The 15,083-nt window shown below is 62.7% G+C and carries 15 protein-coding genes and 1 pseudogene; 6 read left to right on the top strand and 10 right to left on the bottom strand.

From position 1 onward, the window contains the following. The first annotated feature begins 29 nt into the window (after positions 1-29). Entirely contained in the window at positions 30-647 is a 618-nt protein-coding gene (locus ABM562_RS06320; protein ID WP_115088693.1) for a hypothetical protein, read from the top strand. On the opposite strand, the gene ABM562_RS06315 is transcribed toward ABM562_RS06320, so the two are convergent. Continuing rightward, on the bottom strand, positions 632-1,582 hold the full coding sequence (locus tag ABM562_RS06315) for a MerR family transcriptional regulator (protein ID WP_233674483.1): 951 nt from the start codon (positions 1,580-1,582) through the stop codon (positions 632-634). The genes ABM562_RS06320 and ABM562_RS06315 overlap by 16 nt on opposite strands. Before the next feature lie 238 nt (positions 1,583-1,820). Between ABM562_RS06315 and ABM562_RS06310 the strand changes: the two genes are divergently transcribed. From ABM562_RS06310 to ABM562_RS06295, 4 genes are read left to right on the top strand one after another with little or no spacing between them, the layout of a single operon-like run. Next, positions 1,821-2,390, top strand: a complete 570-nt coding sequence (locus ABM562_RS06310) for an antibiotic biosynthesis monooxygenase (protein ID WP_134064268.1) — start codon at positions 1,821-1,823, stop codon at positions 2,388-2,390. Between the two features lie 55 nt (positions 2,391-2,445). Continuing rightward, positions 2,446-3,144 (top strand): dihydromonapterin reductase, encoded by a 699-nt coding sequence (gene folM, locus ABM562_RS06305; protein WP_115088695.1) that lies wholly within the window; start codon positions 2,446-2,448, stop codon positions 3,142-3,144. Between the two features lie 24 nt (positions 3,145-3,168). Continuing rightward, positions 3,169-3,465, top strand: a complete 297-nt coding sequence (locus tag ABM562_RS06300; RefSeq protein WP_045196092.1) for a DUF1244 domain-containing protein — start codon at positions 3,169-3,171, stop codon at positions 3,463-3,465. Continuing rightward, positions 3,458-3,799 carry a HopJ type III effector protein gene (locus ABM562_RS06295; protein ID WP_115088696.1) on the top strand — a complete coding sequence of 114 codons (342 nt, stop codon included), beginning with the start codon at positions 3,458-3,460 and terminating at the stop codon, positions 3,797-3,799. Before ABM562_RS06300 ends, ABM562_RS06295 begins: the two co-directional genes overlap by 8 nt. Here ABM562_RS06295 and ABM562_RS06290 read toward each other — a convergent pair. The 8 genes and pseudogenes from ABM562_RS06290 to ABM562_RS06255 all read right to left on the bottom strand — a co-directional run bounded on the left by ABM562_RS06290 (position 3,783) and on the right by ABM562_RS06255 (position 12,898). Beyond that, the gene (locus tag ABM562_RS06290; RefSeq protein WP_460421190.1) at positions 3,783-4,727 is read right to left on the bottom strand and encodes an alpha/beta hydrolase family protein; all 945 of its coding nucleotides are present in this window, start codon (positions 4,725-4,727) and stop codon (positions 3,783-3,785) included. The two genes, ABM562_RS06295 and ABM562_RS06290, sit on opposite strands and share 17 nt — an antisense overlap. A gap of 9 nt (positions 4,728-4,736) precedes the next feature. Then, the gene (locus tag ABM562_RS06285; protein ID WP_134064274.1) at positions 4,737-5,423 is read right to left on the bottom strand and encodes a GNAT family N-acetyltransferase; all 687 of its coding nucleotides are present in this window, start codon (positions 5,421-5,423) and stop codon (positions 4,737-4,739) included. A gap of 181 nt (positions 5,424-5,604) precedes the next feature. Next, positions 5,605-6,804 carry an enoyl-ACP reductase FabV gene (fabV, locus tag ABM562_RS06280; protein ID WP_115088699.1) on the bottom strand — a complete coding sequence of 400 codons (1,200 nt, stop codon included), beginning with the start codon at positions 6,802-6,804 and terminating at the stop codon, positions 5,605-5,607. Positions 6,805-6,975: 171 nt separating this feature from the next. Beyond that, entirely contained in the window at positions 6,976-7,680 is a 705-nt protein-coding gene (locus tag ABM562_RS06275; protein ID WP_460421323.1) for a methyl-accepting chemotaxis protein, read from the bottom strand. A gap of 150 nt (positions 7,681-7,830) precedes the next feature. Further along, positions 7,831-8,037: pseudogene (locus ABM562_RS06270) on the bottom strand (HAMP domain-containing protein); the annotation flags it as partial. A gap of 1,186 nt (positions 8,038-9,223) precedes the next feature. Then, positions 9,224-10,057: a regulatory signaling modulator protein AmpE gene (ampE, locus tag ABM562_RS06265; RefSeq protein ID WP_115088701.1), complete on the bottom strand. Its 834-nt coding sequence runs from the start codon at positions 10,055-10,057 to the stop codon at positions 9,224-9,226. Continuing rightward, complete coding sequence (gene ampD / locus ABM562_RS06260) at positions 10,054-10,620, bottom strand: 1,6-anhydro-N-acetylmuramyl-L-alanine amidase AmpD (protein ID WP_115088702.1); 567 nt, start codon at positions 10,618-10,620, stop codon at positions 10,054-10,056. The genes ampE and ampD overlap by 4 nt, the downstream gene beginning before the upstream one ends. Positions 10,621-10,699: 79 nt before the next feature. Then, entirely contained in the window at positions 10,700-12,898 is a 2,199-nt protein-coding gene (locus tag ABM562_RS06255) for a DUF1631 domain-containing protein (RefSeq protein ID WP_233674485.1), read from the bottom strand. Between the two features lie 254 nt (positions 12,899-13,152). On the opposite strand from ABM562_RS06255, the gene nadC reads away from it, so the two are divergent. Further along, positions 13,153-14,001: a carboxylating nicotinate-nucleotide diphosphorylase gene (gene nadC, locus ABM562_RS06250; protein WP_115088704.1), complete on the top strand. Its 849-nt coding sequence runs from the start codon at positions 13,153-13,155 to the stop codon at positions 13,999-14,001. A gap of 114 nt (positions 14,002-14,115) precedes the next feature. Here nadC and trxB read toward each other — a convergent pair whose 3' ends face one another. Then, positions 14,116-15,078, bottom strand: coding sequence for a thioredoxin-disulfide reductase (trxB, locus tag ABM562_RS06245; protein WP_134064282.1), 963 nt, complete (start codon positions 15,076-15,078; stop codon positions 14,116-14,118). Positions 15,079-15,083: the final 5 nt, after the last annotated feature.

The following is a 15,083-nucleotide window of genomic DNA, read 5'->3' as shown; positions in this document are numbered from 1 at the left end:
CATTCACGATTGTAACTTCGAGTTCGACCATGCAAGCAGATGCCCTTCTGACCCAGGATGAACTGGACTTCATCCGCTCCATGCAGCACGCGCCTCAGCCCATCCCGGCTGAACCGGCGTCGCGCCTGCTGGTCAATGGCGGCAGCGAAATCAAGAACCTGCTGACCCGGCTGATCGCCGACGAGCAAGTGACCCTGCAGGCACAGTTCAACAACCAGCAGATGACCTTCCCGCTGCAACTGGTCGAAGACGAGTTCCATGCCCTGCACCTGCAACTGGGTGCACCGAACATCTATGAAGAAGGCGCCGTGGTCCGACCCTGGCGCCTGACGCTTGAGCAACCGGTTGCCCTGGAGGACGAACTGGGCTTGAGCACCGGTTTGTGGGTCAGGGAAATTTCGTTCAAGGGTGTGCTGCTGGAAGTGCGCGAGCAACCCGAACCGCCCAGGCACTTCGATCTCTGGTTCAGCCCCGACGGCGATGCCCCCATTGCCCTGCACGGCACTCTGCAACGGCGTACCGGCGAACATCTGGCCGCCTACAACCTGGGCCAGAGCCTGCCGGCAGAAATCGAGCGCTTACGCGAATACATCCTCCAGGCCCACCGCCGCACTCACCCCGAGCTGCACCCTCAAGAATCCAGGTGACCGGCCAGGTATTGCTGCAGTCGCCGACGCATCAACCGACCTTCACTGCCCAGGCACGCGACTTGCGAACCCATCAGGCTATCCTGAGCCAGGTCCGCTGCCTCCCCCGCCAGCAATAACGGGCATTCCAGGGCCAGCGCCAGGCGCGCCAGGCGCTTGGGCAAGTCACTGGCCGGTGGATGGTTGGAAAACAGCACCAAGGCATGGGGCGTCATGCGCTCGCAGACCAGGCTCAACTCTTCCAGGGGCTGGCCAAGGCCGAGCACGCTGATGGCGATTTCACTGGTGCCGAGCAACAGCGCCGCCACCAGCAACTCCAGCTCGCGGCACTGGCCGGGGATCGCTGCCAGCACCACGCGCACTGCTTGCTGCTCGCGCGCCAGTTGCAAACGCTGCAACACCCGTCCACGCAGGAAACTGTCGAGGAACAGCCATTCACTGGCCTGGCCGAAGGCTTCGTGGGTGCTGCGCAGCTCCTGCCAGACCGGCATAAGGATGTCCTGGAATGCCACCAGCTGTGGATAACTGCTGAATACCTGGCCATAGACCTGCTCCAGGCGACGCTCATCAAATGCCCTGACCGATTGGCGCAACTGCGCTTGCCACTGAATGAAGTCGGCCTGTGATTCGTCGCTGCGCTGCGGCTGGTTTTCGACCTTGAGGTTCTGGCTTTTGGCGAGGATGCGTCCCACTTTGCTGACTGCGACACCGCGCTCGATCCAGCCGAGGATGCTGCGCACCTCGTCGATATCCGCTTGCGAGTACAAACGGTGCCCACTTTCGGTGCGCGTGGGCTGAATCAGCCCATAACGGCGCTCCCAGGCCCGCAGGGTAACCGGGTTGATGCCGGTCATGCGGGAGACTTCGCGGATCGGGAACAGTTCTTCGTGGTCGAGCTCAGGCGTACTCAATGAAGGCTGGTCAGGTTCGATCATTGCCGGGAAACCGCGAGTTTGTGGGCCAACGGGCATTCTACTCCGCCTGCCGCGAGCACTACCATTGGCATTTCTCTCAGGTTGGCGACCGCCAGCACTGACGGGTCAGCTTATTTAAGGAATAATCCGCGCCCGATTCTTGCATCGATTCTTGCAAAGAAGCGAATGCCGCCCACCACCCCGGGCGGCGTTCAAGCGGTAGGCCTACCCGCCACGCCCAGTTGCCAGGAGATATACCATGTCTACCCCACCCGTAACCCTGATGGTTACCCGCCGCGTCGCCGATGGTCGCTACCAGGACCTGATGGCCTGGCTGCACGAAGGCGAACAGCTGGCCACCGACTTTCCCGGCTACCTGGGCTCAGGCGTGCTCGCCCCGCCCCCGCAAGGCGATGAGTTCCAGATCATCTTCCGCTTCACCAACGAACAGACCATGCACGCCTGGGAGCACTCGGCCTCACGCAAGGCCTGGCTGGACCGTGGCAATGGCCTGTTCGCCGAGCCGTCGGAACAGCGGGTCAGCGGCCTGGAAGGCTGGTTCGGCAGTAACCCGGTGCAGCGCCCGCCGCGCTGGAAGCAGGCGGTGGCGATCTGGCTGGCGTTCTTTCCGGTGTCGCTGCTGTTCAATCTGCTGTTCGGCCACTGGCTGGGCGCGCTGGACCTGGTGCCGCGCATCCTCCTCAGCACCCTGGGCCTGACGCCGCTGATGGTGTATTTCTTCATTCCGCTGTCGACCCGCCTGCTGGCCAACTGGCTGAACGCCAGCCCAACCCGCCCGGGGCCGCAGGGCGCGCGCAATCCCGCCTAGTTCGGGTATGCTGGGGGTTATCCAAGCGAACCAGTAAAAGTTGACCGCCCCCACCATGAACAGCCCAATTCTTGTCACCGGAGCCAGCCAGCGAGTCGGGCTGGCGCTGGCCCTGAACCTGGCGCAGGCCGGCCATACCGTGGTCAGCGCCAGCCGCAGCAAAAGCCCCGAGGCCGCGCACCCGAACATCATCCAGTTCCAGGCCGACCTGTGCCAGGAAGACGAGCGCCTGGCCCTGATCGAACACCTGCAAGGCAACTACGACGGCCTGCGCGCCATCGTGCACAACGCCTCGTTGTGGCTCGACGATGACCTGGCCAACCTCAATACCATGTTCAAGCTGCACGTCGAGGCGCCCTACCACCTGAACCTGGCCCTGGGCGAGCAACTGGCCAAGGTGGACAAGGCCGACATTATCCATATCTGCGACGAGACCTCCTCGCGCGGCAGCGGCAGCCATATCGGCTATGCCGCGACCAAGGCCGCCCTGCAGAACATGGTGCTGTCGTTCGCCGCCAAGTACGCGCCGAACATTCGCGTCAACGCGATCCTGCCGGGCTTGCTGATCCTCAAAGAGAACAGCGACGAGGCCTACCGCCAGCAAACCCTGAAAAAGGCCCTGCTGGAATTCGAACCCGGCGCCCAGCCGCTGATTGATGCCGTGCGCTTTCTGCTCGACAGCCAATACAGCACCGGCAGCAACCTGGTCATCAACGGTGGCCGCCACCTGAAAAACCGCATCGCGGTAGACTGAGCTACCGCTGTCACGAGAACGTCCATGAACGATCAACAGAAACTCGAACTTGAAGCCGCCGCCTTCCGCCGCCTGGTTGCCCACCTGGACAGCCGCAAGGACGTGCAGAACATCGATCTGATGAACCTTGCCGGCTTCTGCCGCAACTGCCTGTCCAAATGGTACAAGGCCGCCGCCGATGAAAAGCAGATCGAGCTGAGCATGGATGAGGCCCGCGAAGTGGTCTACGGCATGCCCTACGCCGAATGGAAATCCCTTTACCAGCAAGAAGCCAGCGCCGAACAACAAGCGGCGTTCGCCAAAGGAAAGCCCAATGACTGATCTCAATACCCTGCGCGCCAGCCTGAAGTCCGGCGAGCACATCTTCGCCGATACCCTGGCCTTCATCGCCGAGCACTACGCCTACCAGCCACAAGCCTTCAACAACGGCGGCGTAGACAACGCTGCCGGGCAGAACGAAGGTTCGTGCAAGACCCTGGGCCTGGCCTTGCTCGAAGGCCTGAGCAATGAAGAAGCTTTGCTGGCGTTCGGCGAACACTACCGCTCGGTGCTGGCCACCCCGCAAGGCAGCGACCACGGCAACATCCGCGCGCTGATCGAGCATGGCCTGGCCGGAGTCAAATTCGCCGAGCAGCCGCTCAAGCGCCTGGGCTGATCAAACGCCCCGGTGTACCTTCGGCCAGTTGCCCCTGCTGCAGCCAGTACAGGGCAATTGGCCAGAGCCTGGGCTGGAAGCGACTGTGGAAAAAGGCGAAATGGCCGATCCGGCTCTCGTCGATATCGCCAGGGGCGATGCGCAGATGGCTGCGCTCACTGGCCTCGAAGTACCCCAGTAATCGCTCGATGGCGGCAACCGTGCCGAACGGATCGTCGCTCAGGCTGATGGCCAGGGTCCTGGCCCTGACCCGAGCGAAGGGTAAATCAACCAGCGCCCGTGCACTCGGACGTTGCTCATAGGCTGCAGACGGCGTGCTCCAGTCCTGCACCACCCCGGCCGGGGTATCCTCCAGCCAGCCCAGGCGCTTGCCGGGAAAATAACCGAACACCCGCGTCAGCAACGGCATCAGTACGTGCCATTTGCCGAACAGTTGCCAGCGGCTGTCGGCGGCATAATCGCGCCAGTAGGCAAACTGCGCGCCCACCGTCACCAGCCTGCGCAGCTGATCAGCCGACGGCGCCAGCCCCGCCGCACAACCTCCAAAACTGTGACCGACCACGTCGATCGGCTGGCCGGGAAACAGGCGTTGGGCACGTTGCAGCATGGCTTCGAAATCCAGCGCGCCCCAGTCGGTCCAGGAGGCCTTGAAGTGGCGCATGGACGCCGGGCGCGACTCACCGATGCCGCGATAGTCATAGGTGATGACCTCGAAGCCATGGGCGAACAGGTACTGGGCAAAGCGGGCGTAGTAGCTGCAGCGCACCGAAGTGGCGGCGTTGATGATCACCAGCGGGCGCGTAGCGTCCGGCACCTGGTGGCGCCAACAGAAACCGCCGAGGGAGTATCCGTCGGCGGTTGTTTCGCGAAAGGCCTGGCCGATGTTGCTGGCAACGGGCAAAACCGGGAATGCTTCGAGACTGCTCATCGACCTCTGTTATGCCGAAGCCGCTACCTGCGGTGCAGGGACCTTGCGCAAGCCGCTCAGTCGCGACCCATCGTAGCGGGTTTCGCGAAACAGGCGCCAGCGTCCGAACAATCCGTACACGTGCATAACTCGACCCTGCTCGTGATAGCCCATGCGCAGGTGCAGTTTGAGCGCCGGAATATTATGGGTTTCGCAGACATCCACTACCTTGTCGCAGCCTTTGGCGCGCATGGCCTCCCACAAGCTGATCTGGGCATCCACCGACAGGCGGGTACCGAAGTAGGCGCGGATCATCTCGCCGCCGAATTCAAAGAACTCACCGGGCTTCACCGGAAAGGTGCAGCCGTAATAATGACGGTCGTGATAGTCGCGCATGCTGCCGAAGATGAACGCCACGGCATCGCCCTGCTCATCCAGGTACATGTGCCCGGTGTGGCCTTCGGCGGCCAGCTCGCGCATGGTCTGTACGCGGTCGCCGAAGTGGCGGGCGAAGGCGTCGGCGTTCTCCGGGGTGATTTCCACCAGGCGTACCGCAGGATGGTCGCGCAGGTTGTGAGGCGCAACCGGGCTGATCAGGTCGCGTTCCATCCACAGTAACTCCCAATGGAAGAAGATGTAACGCTCACACAGGGTTTTCAGAGTTTTCTGCAAACCCTTCTGCCTGATCCGCTCTTTTAGTTTTTGCAGTCCACTCATAGCACCTCCTGACCAAACCTTGGCGGTTGAAAAAGGGCATGTAAAGAGTGGTATAGATCAGCGCGGCGGCGGGAATATCAAAAGGCCAGTGGCAGACTTGTTTCAAATTGTGTTTCGAGGATGAAACTGTTGCCGCACCCGGGGAAAACAGGTGCGGCAACAAACGCTTAGCGAGGGCTGATTACAGCTCGATGCAGTCAAACCGTACGTCGGTAGCCACATCGGCGTCATAGTCAACATCCTGACGCTCGAAACCGAACAGGTTGAGGAACTGCTTCTTGTAACCGGCGTAGTCGGTAATTTCGAACAGGTTCTCGGTGGTCACCTGCGGCCACAGGGCCTTGCAGGCATCCTGTACATCGTCACGCAGTTCCCAGTCGTCCAGGCGCAGGCGGCCTTCTTCGTCCAGCGCCGCTGGCGCGCCATCGGCACGGTACAGGCGGTCACGGAACAGACGATCGAGCTGGTCCTGGGTACCTTCGTGAACGTTCTTTTCCTTCATGATCTTGAAGACCATCGACAGGTACAGCGGCATCACCGGGATGGCCGAGCTGGCCTGAGTAACGACGGACTTCAGTACCGCGACATTGGCACCACCACCGACCTTCTTCTCCAGGCGCTTGGCGGTTTGGTCCAGGTCCATCTTGGCCTTGCCCAGGGCGCCGTGCCAGTAGATCGGCCAGGTGATTTCGGTACCAATGTAGCTGAAGGCCACGGTGCGCGCTTGTGGCGCCAGAACGCCGGCGGCGTCCAGGGCGTCGATCCACAGTTGCCAGTCCTGGCCACCCATGACGGTGACGGTGTCGGCAATTTCCTGCTCGCTGGCAGGCTCGATGGACGCCTCGATGATGGTGTCCTTGTTGGTGTCGATGGCGGTCGACTTGTACGGCTGGCCGATTGGCTTGAGCGCCGAGCGCACCAGTTCGCCGGTCTGTGGCAACTTGCGCACTGGCGAAGCCAACGAGTAGACCACCAGGTCGACCTGGCCGCCCATTTCGCTCTTGATCAGCTCGATGACCTTGGCCCGCGCTTCATCGGAGAATGCGTCACCGTTGATCGACTTGCTGTACAGGCCTTCGGCCTTGGCGAACTTGTCGAAAGCGGCAGAGTTGTACCAGCCCGCGGTGCCGGCCTTGGTTTCAGTGCCCGGCTTTTCGAAGAACACGCCCAGGGTATCGGCCTTGAAACCGAAGGCAGCAGTGATGCGCGCTGCCAGGCCGTAACCGCTGGAAGCACCGATCACCAGCACCTTTTTCGGACCATCCTCGCGCACGCCCTGCTTGCGGGTGGCTTCGATCTGATCACGTACGTTCAGCTCGCAACCGGTCGGGTGCGTAGTGGTGCAGATAAAACCGCGGACTTTGGGATGGATGATGGCCAATGTCTGTACCTCGTCAGTGAATTTGCTGAGGGAGCCGAATCGCGTGGACTCGAGGTTCCGTTTGCTGTGAGGGTGAGACTACACCCGCAGCGTTGCCGACACATCCGGCCCCCTGGAATCCTTCAGGGCGCTACTTTGTCACAGCGCGGAAAACTTCAGCAACCGCTGATCTCAGACCCGGAACGCACCGATCAGGCGCTTGAGCTCCAGCACCTGGGTCGACAGCTTGCGGCTGGCGTCTTCGGTCTGGTGCGCGCCCTGGGTGGTGTTTTCCGCCGCCCGGTTGATCTCGACAATGTTCTGGTCGATATCGTGGGCCACCGCCGTCTGCTGCTCCACCGCCGCGGCGATCTGCTGGTTCTGGTCGACGATACTGCCAATGGCGCCAAGGATGTTCTCCAGCGCCTGCTGCACCTGCTGCGATTCGCCAACCGTGCCCGAGGCCATCTGATGGCTGCTGTCCATGGCCTTGACGGCGGCCCCTACACCGCCCTGCAGGCGCGAGATCATCTGCTCGATCTCTTCGGTAGACTGCTGGGTACGCTTGGCCAGGGTGCGCACTTCATCGGCGACCACGGCAAAACCGCGGCCCTGCTCGCCCGCCCGGGCCGCCTCGATGGCGGCGTTGAGGGCCAGCAGGTTGGTCTGTTCGGCGATGCTCTTGATCACCTCCAGCACCCGGCTGATGGCCTGGCTGTCACTGGCCAGCTGGTTGATCACCGCCACCGACTGGTCGATCTCACCGGCCAGGCGGGCGATGTTGCCCTGCTGGGTCTCGACCAGGCCGCGCCCGCTGACGGTTTCCTGGTTGACGCTATGGGCGCTGCTGACCGCCGCCGCAGCGCTGCGCGCCACTTCCTGGGCGGTGGCCGACATCTGGTTCATGGCCGTGGCCACCTGCTCGATCTGCCCGCGCTGGCCGCTGACCGCCTGGTTGCTGCGCGCCGATACCGCATGCACCTGCTCGGCCTGACGCTCGACCTCGGCGACGGTGTGACCGACCTGTTCAATCAGGTCATGGATGCGCCGCACGGTGCCGTTGAACACCTGACCCAACTCGCCCAGTTCATCGTGGCTGCTGGCCTGGAAATTGACCGTCATGTCGCCGGCCGCGACCTTGTCCATTACCGCGCCAAGGCTCTTCAGCGTGTTGCGGGTCGAGGCATAGAAGCCGCTATACAGGTAGACGATCAGCAGGAATACGGCGGCCAGCGCCGACACCAGCAAAATCATGTGCAAACGGTGCTCGGCCAGGCGCTGCTCGAGCTGCTGGCCGAGAAACTCGCCAATGGCGGTATTGAGCGTGTAGGTCTGTTCCATCAAGCCGCTAATCTGCTTGTAGAACCCCGGCCACGGCGCATCGAGGGTGTCGGCCACCACCACCTGTTCTTCGATCAGTTCGCTGGCCTGCTTGAGCGACGCCTGACTGCTGCTGGCCAGGCTGCCGAGCCTGGCTTGCGCGCCAGGCTCGGTGGCCAGCGCCTCATCCAGGCGGATGGCATAGTCAGCGCCGAGCTTTTCCAGCTTCAATAACAGGTCATCAAAGCGGGCGCTGGAAGCCGAATTGACAAAACCCTGGCCTAGCGAATACGAGCCGATGGCCCGCCCTTCGCCGAGGGTCTGGGTCACTTGCGGTGTCACCGTGGTCATCAGCTCGCTGAGCTGGCGGATCGCCGAGTCGCTGTCCTGGCTAAGCCCGGCCTGGCTGGCAATCACCTTGCTCAGTACCTGGGCCTGGCCCAGCAGCTTGTCGAACAGCGCCACCTTGCTCAACAGCGAAGTCTCGCTCTGAGCGGCCTTGAGGGTATCGAGCATCTCGCTGCGCTTGTCGTCGAAGGCCTTGGCCTGGGCCTCGTCACCGGTCATTGCAATCAAGCCGGACAAGCGGCTCTGCACCTGTTGCTCGACGCTGGCGATCTGCGCCTCGACGTCCTCGGCCTTGCCCGACTGGCCGAGCACGGCGTTGATCTGCACCAGGTTGCCGAGGGTTTCCACATCGCCGCGCAAGGCCAGGCTGCCGCCCAGCAGTTCCAGGCTCTGCAGCTCGGTGCGGGTGGCATGGAACTGCGCATAGGAATCGCGGACCAGGTAGTAGTTGGTCACCAGCATGGGCAGGAAAAACAGAATACTGATCAGGCTGAACTTCATCCCGAAGCTCAGGCGGTTCATCAGCGCGATGGCCGGATACAACAGGCTCTTCAAGGGTGGTGCCCTCCGATTCTTATTGTTTTTACGGTTCCTGCCTTTGCACCATCCTCTGTAGGAGCGGGCTTGCCCCGCGATTGCGGCTTGCACCCCCACAGTGGCACAAGGCCACCGAACGTATTCAGCAACACCTGTATAGCGCATATCGGATCGGGGGTTTGTAACTTAAGGTTAACCGCCAGCGGAGCGACCAACGGCCGCTCCGCGATGGGCTTCAGCCGAGCACTGTCCACAGGGCGAAACAGGCGTACCAGAGCACTGCCGAGCGCAGCAGCAACTCCCACAGGTTGTCCAGCCCGAGCAGGCCGTCGGGGCCCGCCGAAGTGCTGGCGGGCAGGTCACCCGCGACGCGGCCGACCGAGCCGATCAGGCCGGCGGCGCTGATGTGCCAGTTCAGTAGCTCGTGCAGCATCACCCGGCTGACCGCAACGAAGTTGCCGACCAGGGCGAAACTTACGCCCAGCACGCGCACGGGTGCCCAGTCAAAGGCGTGGCGCAGTTGCAAGGCATGGTCGCGCAGCGTAGGTGTCCGTGCATGCCCGGCGGTCAGGGCCAGCAGCCGATAAGCCAGGGCTGCGGCCGGACCGAGCAGGAAATACCAGAAAATCACCGCAAAAAAGCTCTGGTAGGCCTGCCACAGCAGGTTGCCCTGCACCCGTTCCAGCAAGGCCTGGGCATTGTCGGCGGTCAAACCCAGGTCGCGTTCGGCGACATGCACCGCTGCTTGCTCGTCGCCGCGCCGCCAGGCGTCGCGAAACGGTCCTTGCGCTGCCTTGATGTCGCCACGGCCGAGGCTGTAGATCAGCACCAGCAGGTGCACCGGCAAGGCCAGCAAGCCATAGGCCACCGGCTCCAGCACGTGCAGGAGCAAGGCCAGCAGCGCCACCGGCAGCAGCACCAGGATGATCAGTACCCACCAGGGATGGCGCCTGCCGTCACGCTCAAGGCGAGCAAGCTCGGTAACGAAAAAACCATCGCGTTGCAGACGCTGGCGCAAGGCCGAGAACTTCTCGAACCACAGCACCAGCAACAGCACCAGAAAACTCATGTTTCACTCTCCTTGTCCTTGAGGCCGGCGCGGTAGCGCGGCCAGTCAAAAGCGCTACCCGGGTCGGTCTTGCGTCCCGGGGCAATATCGCTGTGGCCCTGAATCCGTTCAGTGCCAATGGCCGGCCAGGCATCCTGGATCTGCCGGGTCAATGCTTGCAGCGCCTGATACTGGGCATCGGTGAAAGGCAGCTCGTCGGTGCCTTCAAGCTCGATACCGATGGAAAAATCGTTGCATGCCTCGCGCCCCTCGAAACAGGACACCCCGGCATGCCAGGCGCGGTCCAGACAGGAGACAAACTGAGTGACCTCGCCGTCACGCTCAATAAGAAAATGCGCCGACACACGCAGATGCTTGATACCTTCGAAATACGGGTGTTCGCAGGCATCCAGGCGGTTCTGAAAGAACTCCTGGACCTTGCCGGTCCCAAATTGCGCCGGCGGCAGGCTGATATTGTGGATAACCAGCAGGGAGATGACTTCACCCTCGGCGCGGGCATTGCAGTTGGGCGAAGGACAGTGGCGGACGCCGGCGAACCAGCCAGTAGCGCGGTCCAGTTGCATAGAAAATCCTGAGACACGGGGGCACGGGCTCAGTATGCCCCGTGGTGGCGCTGGATGCATCGTTAAAACGCGTAGGAATCTAGCGTGCTTGCGCCTGGCGCAACTGGCTGAGTACCGAGTCCAGCGCCCGGTCGAACAGCAAGGTGTCGTCCAGCTGGCGCACATGCCCGCGGCGCAAGGCTACGGCAAGGGCCATGCGCGACCATTCACGGACCTTGAGGCCGGTGCGGTTGACGAAGATGAAGCGGTCTGTGCTGTCGATCCGGGCGATCAGCTTGCAGCGCTGCACGTCGTCTTCATCGACCAACTCGACCCAGGCGCCGATACGCAGACGCTCGACCTGCAGCAACGCCGGATCATCGTCGGCCAGGCGCACCTGGGCCGCTTGCGGCTCGCAGGCTTGCGGGGTGGGCAAGACGATTTCATCGAGCACCAGTACCTGCTCGCTGGCGTCATTGTGGATAACACGCCCGCCCACTACCGGTGTATCGAACATCTGCACATGCAGGGTTTCGAGCTGGGCAAAGAATTCGCTGGTGGCAAACGGATCGAACGCGGCACTGGCCAGGCCATCGCGCAATGCCTTGAGCAGTCCCGGCACCAGCTCCAGCAGGCGCAGGCGCGCCTGGTCTTCAGTGTGCGGTTGCACGCTCCAGATCAGCTCATCCATGGTCTCCAGCGCTTCGAGCCACTGGCTGGAGGTGTCGCCATGCTTGAGGCAGGCCAGCAACACCACCTGGCTCCAGGCTTCTTCGAGCAGGCGCACCACCACCCGCGGCAACGAGCGGCCAAGCAGACGCCGGTTGAGTTCCTGCTGCACCCGCTGACGAGCCAGCGCGGTGCGTGCGCGGCCCTCCTCGGCGTCGCGCGTGCGTTGTTCCAGCAGCTCGTTGCGGCGTCGCTCATCACTGCTGAAAGCAAGGAATTCAGCGAGCAGTTCGGAGAAAATCGCCGGGTCGTCGACAAAGTCGCTGAGCAGCCGCTGGACGATTTTTTCGACCCGCAGGTACAGGCTGTCGCGCTGGCAATCATCACTGGCGCCCCAACCCATGGCTGCCGTGGCGATCTCGTTGAGCAGGCGCCGGGCCGGGTGACTGCTGCGGCTGAAGAAGCTCTTGTCGAGTACCGCCACTTTGAGCATCGGGATCTGCATGCGGCCGATCAGGGCGCGCAGCGAGCGCGGCAAGTTGCGGTCGGCGAGAATGAACTCGAAAAGCATGGCGATGAGGTTGATGACATCCTCGTCGACCACTTCGATCTTGCGGTAGGTGCCGCTTTTTACGCTGACCCGGGTCAGCAGTTGTTCAAGCTGCTGGTGCAGGTCGAAGTCGTCGGTCTCGGGTGTTGGCGGCACGTAATGCTGCAGGTGCGAGAGCAGGCGCAACAGGTCACGGGTACTGATCGCCTGCACCTGCTCGCACGCCTCCAGGCGCGGGGCAACACGCCCGCGCACCGGCGAAAGCAGGGCCTGCAACGAGGCAAACACCGCCTGGCCGTTGGCATCCAGCGAATCATTGGGCGATTCGTTGCCGGCTGCGCTGGCCGAAGCCTCGCGTTCAGCCTGCGGGCGGTCCTGGGCGCGGCGCCGCGGCACGGCCTTGAGCTCGGGGAGCACGCCAGTGGCAATCAGCAGTTGATTGGCTTCGCCGTACAACTGGTCGGCGTCGTGCAGCACATAGCGCTCGAACAGCTTGAGAATGATCAGCTTGACCTTGATCCCCACGCCCAGACTGCGCCCGGCACGCAAAAAGTAATCGCAGAGCATCGCCGGGCCCAGCGGGTTGCGCGGATCGTCCAGGGCCTGGCCCACCAGGGCGCTGAATCGCAGGGTCAACTGGTTGAGGGCGATGCCGTCGCGGGCCAGCACCCGCGCGACCATGGCATCCAGCGCCACGGTACGTTCCAGCTCGTCATTGGCCACCAGCGCCAGGCGGTCGTAGCCATGGCTGTGCAGGGCCGGCAGTGAATCGGGCTGACCGATCTGCACGAAGGCTTCATAGAAGTGGTCAAGATAGCCGCGCTCGATGTTCTTGCGCTTTAGGCGCAGGTCGCGCATGGCTTCGAAAAGGATGTTCTGTTCGACGTTGTTGGCGGCCTTGTCGGCCATCTCGAACAGGGTGTCGTCGGCGTTGTCGAACAACGCCTGCAGGCCCTGGCGCAGTTGCAGCGCGGCCTTGTCACGTACCTGCAGAAGCACCACCGGCAGACGAGCGAGGGGCGCATTGTGCGCCTGATCGGTGATGGCCTTGATCGGCACCACCTTCCCGTCGTTGTGCATCCTGGTCTCCTTGCAGGTTCGATTTTGAGCTTTTCTGGTGGTCGTCAAAGCTATGACGCCAAATACAAGGCGCATTATCGAGTAAAAACCCTTCACTCGCCAGTGCGCGCATACCGCTGCTGATAGACCGGTGCCAGCGTGAAACGCTCATTCGGCCTGACCAAAGGTCAAGCTTCGGCCGCCACTGCAGTGTTTGCTGCAAGCGCGGGCTGCCCTGCCCTATAATCGCCGGCACTTAGCTTGTGGAGCCCGCCATGCCGAATTTACGCCTCGCCGACCTGACCGCCGAAATCGAAGCCAACGTGCGCCGTGCGTTGCTCGAAGACATCGGCAGTGGCGACATCACCGCCCAGCTGATCCCGGCCGAGCGCCTGGCCAAGGCCACCATCATTACCCGCGATGACTGCGTGATTGCCGGTACGGCCTGGGTTGATGCGGTATTCCGCCAGCTCGACCCACGGGTAGCGGTGCACTGGCAGGTCAAGGATGGCGACCGCGCCACCGCCAACCAGGTGCTGTTCCACCTTGAAGGCCCGGCCCGTTCCCTGCTCAGCGGCGAGCGCTCGGCGCTGAACTTCCTGCAGATGCTGTCGGGCGTTGCGACTCACGCGCAGTTCCTCGCCGACAAGGTGGCCGACACCCAGGTCAAGCTGCTCGACACCCGCAAGACCCTGCCCGGCCTGCGCCTGGCGCAAAAGTACGCGGTGACCTGCGGCGGTTGCCACAACCACCGCATCGGCCTGTACGACGCCTTCCTGATCAAGGAAAACCACATCGCCGCCAGTGGTGGCATCGCCGAAGCGATCACTGCCGCGCACCGCATTGCCCCGGGCAAGCCGGTGGAGATCGAGGTAGAAAGCCTGGACGAGCTCAAAGAGGCCCTGGATGCGGGCGCCGACATCATCATGCTCGATGAGCTGAGCCTGGACGACATGCGCGAAGCGGTGCGCCTGAACGGCGGCAAGGCCAAGCTTGAAGCCAGTGGCGGCGTGACTGAAAGCACCCTGCGGGTGATTGCTGAAACGGGCGTGGACTACATCTCGATCGGGGCGATGACCAAGGATGTAAAGGCGGTGGATCTGTCGATGCGCCTTAGCCTCTGAGGCGGATTGCAGACACAAAAAAACCGGCCATCAGGCCGGTTTTTTGTTAGCTCACAAGATCAACTGTGGGAGCTGGCCTTGCCAGCGATCGAGCACAGAGCGCTCGCGCAATCCTCAGAGCGCTGCGTTCTGCAGGCCGTCCAGGTAGCGCTCGACATCCAGCGCCGCCATGCAACCGGCACCGGCCGAAGTAATGGCCTGACGGTAAACATGATCAGCCACGTCACCGGCAGCGAACACACCTTCAACGTTGGTCGCAGTAGCGTTGCCGTCACGGCCGCCATTCACCACCAGGTAGCCGTCTTTCAAGGTCAGCTGGCCTTCGAATAGCGAGGTGTTCGGCGTGTGGCCGATGGCGATGAATACGCCGTCAACCTTGATTTCGTCGAAGCTGCCGTCGTTGTTCTTCAGGCGCGCACCGGTGACGCCCATGTTGTCACCCAGCACTTCGTCCAGGGTGGCATTGAGCTTCAGCTCGATCTTGCCTTCGGCCACGCGGGCGTTGAGCTTGTCGACCAGGATCTTCTCGGCGCGGAAGGTCTCGCGGCGGTGAACCAGGGTGACCTTGCTGGCGATGTTGGCCAGGTACAGGGCTTCCTCAACAGCGGTGTTACCACCACCGACCACGGCGACCGGCTTGTTGCGATAGAAGAAACCGTCGCAGGTCGCGCAGGCGGAAACGCCCTTGCCCATGAACGCTTCTTCCGATGGCAGGCCCAGGTAGCGAGCGCTGGCGCCGGTGGCGATGATCAGTGCGTCGCAGGTGTAGGTGGCGCTGTCGCCCTTGAGAGTGAACGGCTTGCTGGCCAGGTCAACGGCGTTGATGTGGTCGAACACCACTTCGGTCTCGAAGCGCTCGGCGTGTTCCTGCATGCGTTGCATCAGCGCCGGGCCGGTCAGGCCGTGGGCGTCGCCCGGCCAGTTGTCGACTTCGGTGGTGGTGGTCAGCTGGCCGCCGGCCTGCATGCCGGTGATCAGCAGCGGCTTGAGGTTGGCACGCGCTGCATACACGGCAGCGCTGTAACCGGCAGGGCCGGAACCGAGGATGATCACTCGCGAATGGCGTACTTCAGACATGTCAC

This window comes from Pseudomonas sp. ZL2, assembly GCF_054788455.1.
Note: the sequence above shows the minus strand (reverse complement) of the source record. Positions and strands in the feature narration are given on the sequence as shown.

Excerpts from the sequence above, each read along its gene's own strand:
- ABM562_RS06290 (WP_460421190.1), bottom strand. The coding sequence starts at position 4,727 with ATGAGCAGTCTCGAAGCATTCCCGGTTTTGCCCGTTGCCAGCAACATC.
- ampD (WP_115088702.1), bottom strand. The coding sequence starts at position 10,620 with ATGCAACTGGACCGCGCTACTGGCTGGTTCGCCGGCGTCCGCCACTGT.
- ABM562_RS06285 (WP_134064274.1), bottom strand. The coding sequence starts at position 5,423 with ATGAGTGGACTGCAAAAACTAAAAGAGCGGATCAGGCAGAAGGGTTTG.
- ABM562_RS06255 (WP_233674485.1), bottom strand. The coding sequence starts at position 12,898 with ATGCACAACGACGGGAAGGTGGTGCCGATCAAGGCCATCACCGATCAG.
- ABM562_RS06295 (WP_115088696.1), top strand. The coding sequence starts at position 3,458 with ATGACTGATCTCAATACCCTGCGCGCCAGCCTGAAGTCCGGCGAGCAC.
- ABM562_RS06310 (WP_134064268.1), top strand. The coding sequence starts at position 1,821 with ATGTCTACCCCACCCGTAACCCTGATGGTTACCCGCCGCGTCGCCGAT.
- ABM562_RS06275 (WP_460421323.1), bottom strand. The coding sequence starts at position 7,680 with ATGTCGGCCACCGCCCAGGAAGTGGCGCGCAGCGCTGCGGCGGCGGTC.
- nadC (WP_115088704.1), top strand. The coding sequence starts at position 13,153 with ATGCCGAATTTACGCCTCGCCGACCTGACCGCCGAAATCGAAGCCAAC.
- trxB (WP_134064282.1), bottom strand. The coding sequence starts at position 15,078 with ATGTCTGAAGTACGCCATTCGCGAGTGATCATCCTCGGTTCCGGCCCT.
- folM (WP_115088695.1), top strand. The coding sequence starts at position 2,446 with ATGAACAGCCCAATTCTTGTCACCGGAGCCAGCCAGCGAGTCGGGCTG.
- ABM562_RS06320 (WP_115088693.1), top strand. The coding sequence starts at position 30 with ATGCAAGCAGATGCCCTTCTGACCCAGGATGAACTGGACTTCATCCGC.
- ABM562_RS06300 (WP_045196092.1), top strand. The coding sequence starts at position 3,169 with ATGAACGATCAACAGAAACTCGAACTTGAAGCCGCCGCCTTCCGCCGC.
- ampE (WP_115088701.1), bottom strand. The coding sequence starts at position 10,057 with ATGAGTTTTCTGGTGCTGTTGCTGGTGCTGTGGTTCGAGAAGTTCTCG.
- ABM562_RS06315 (WP_233674483.1), bottom strand. The coding sequence starts at position 1,582 with ATGATCGAACCTGACCAGCCTTCATTGAGTACGCCTGAGCTCGACCAC.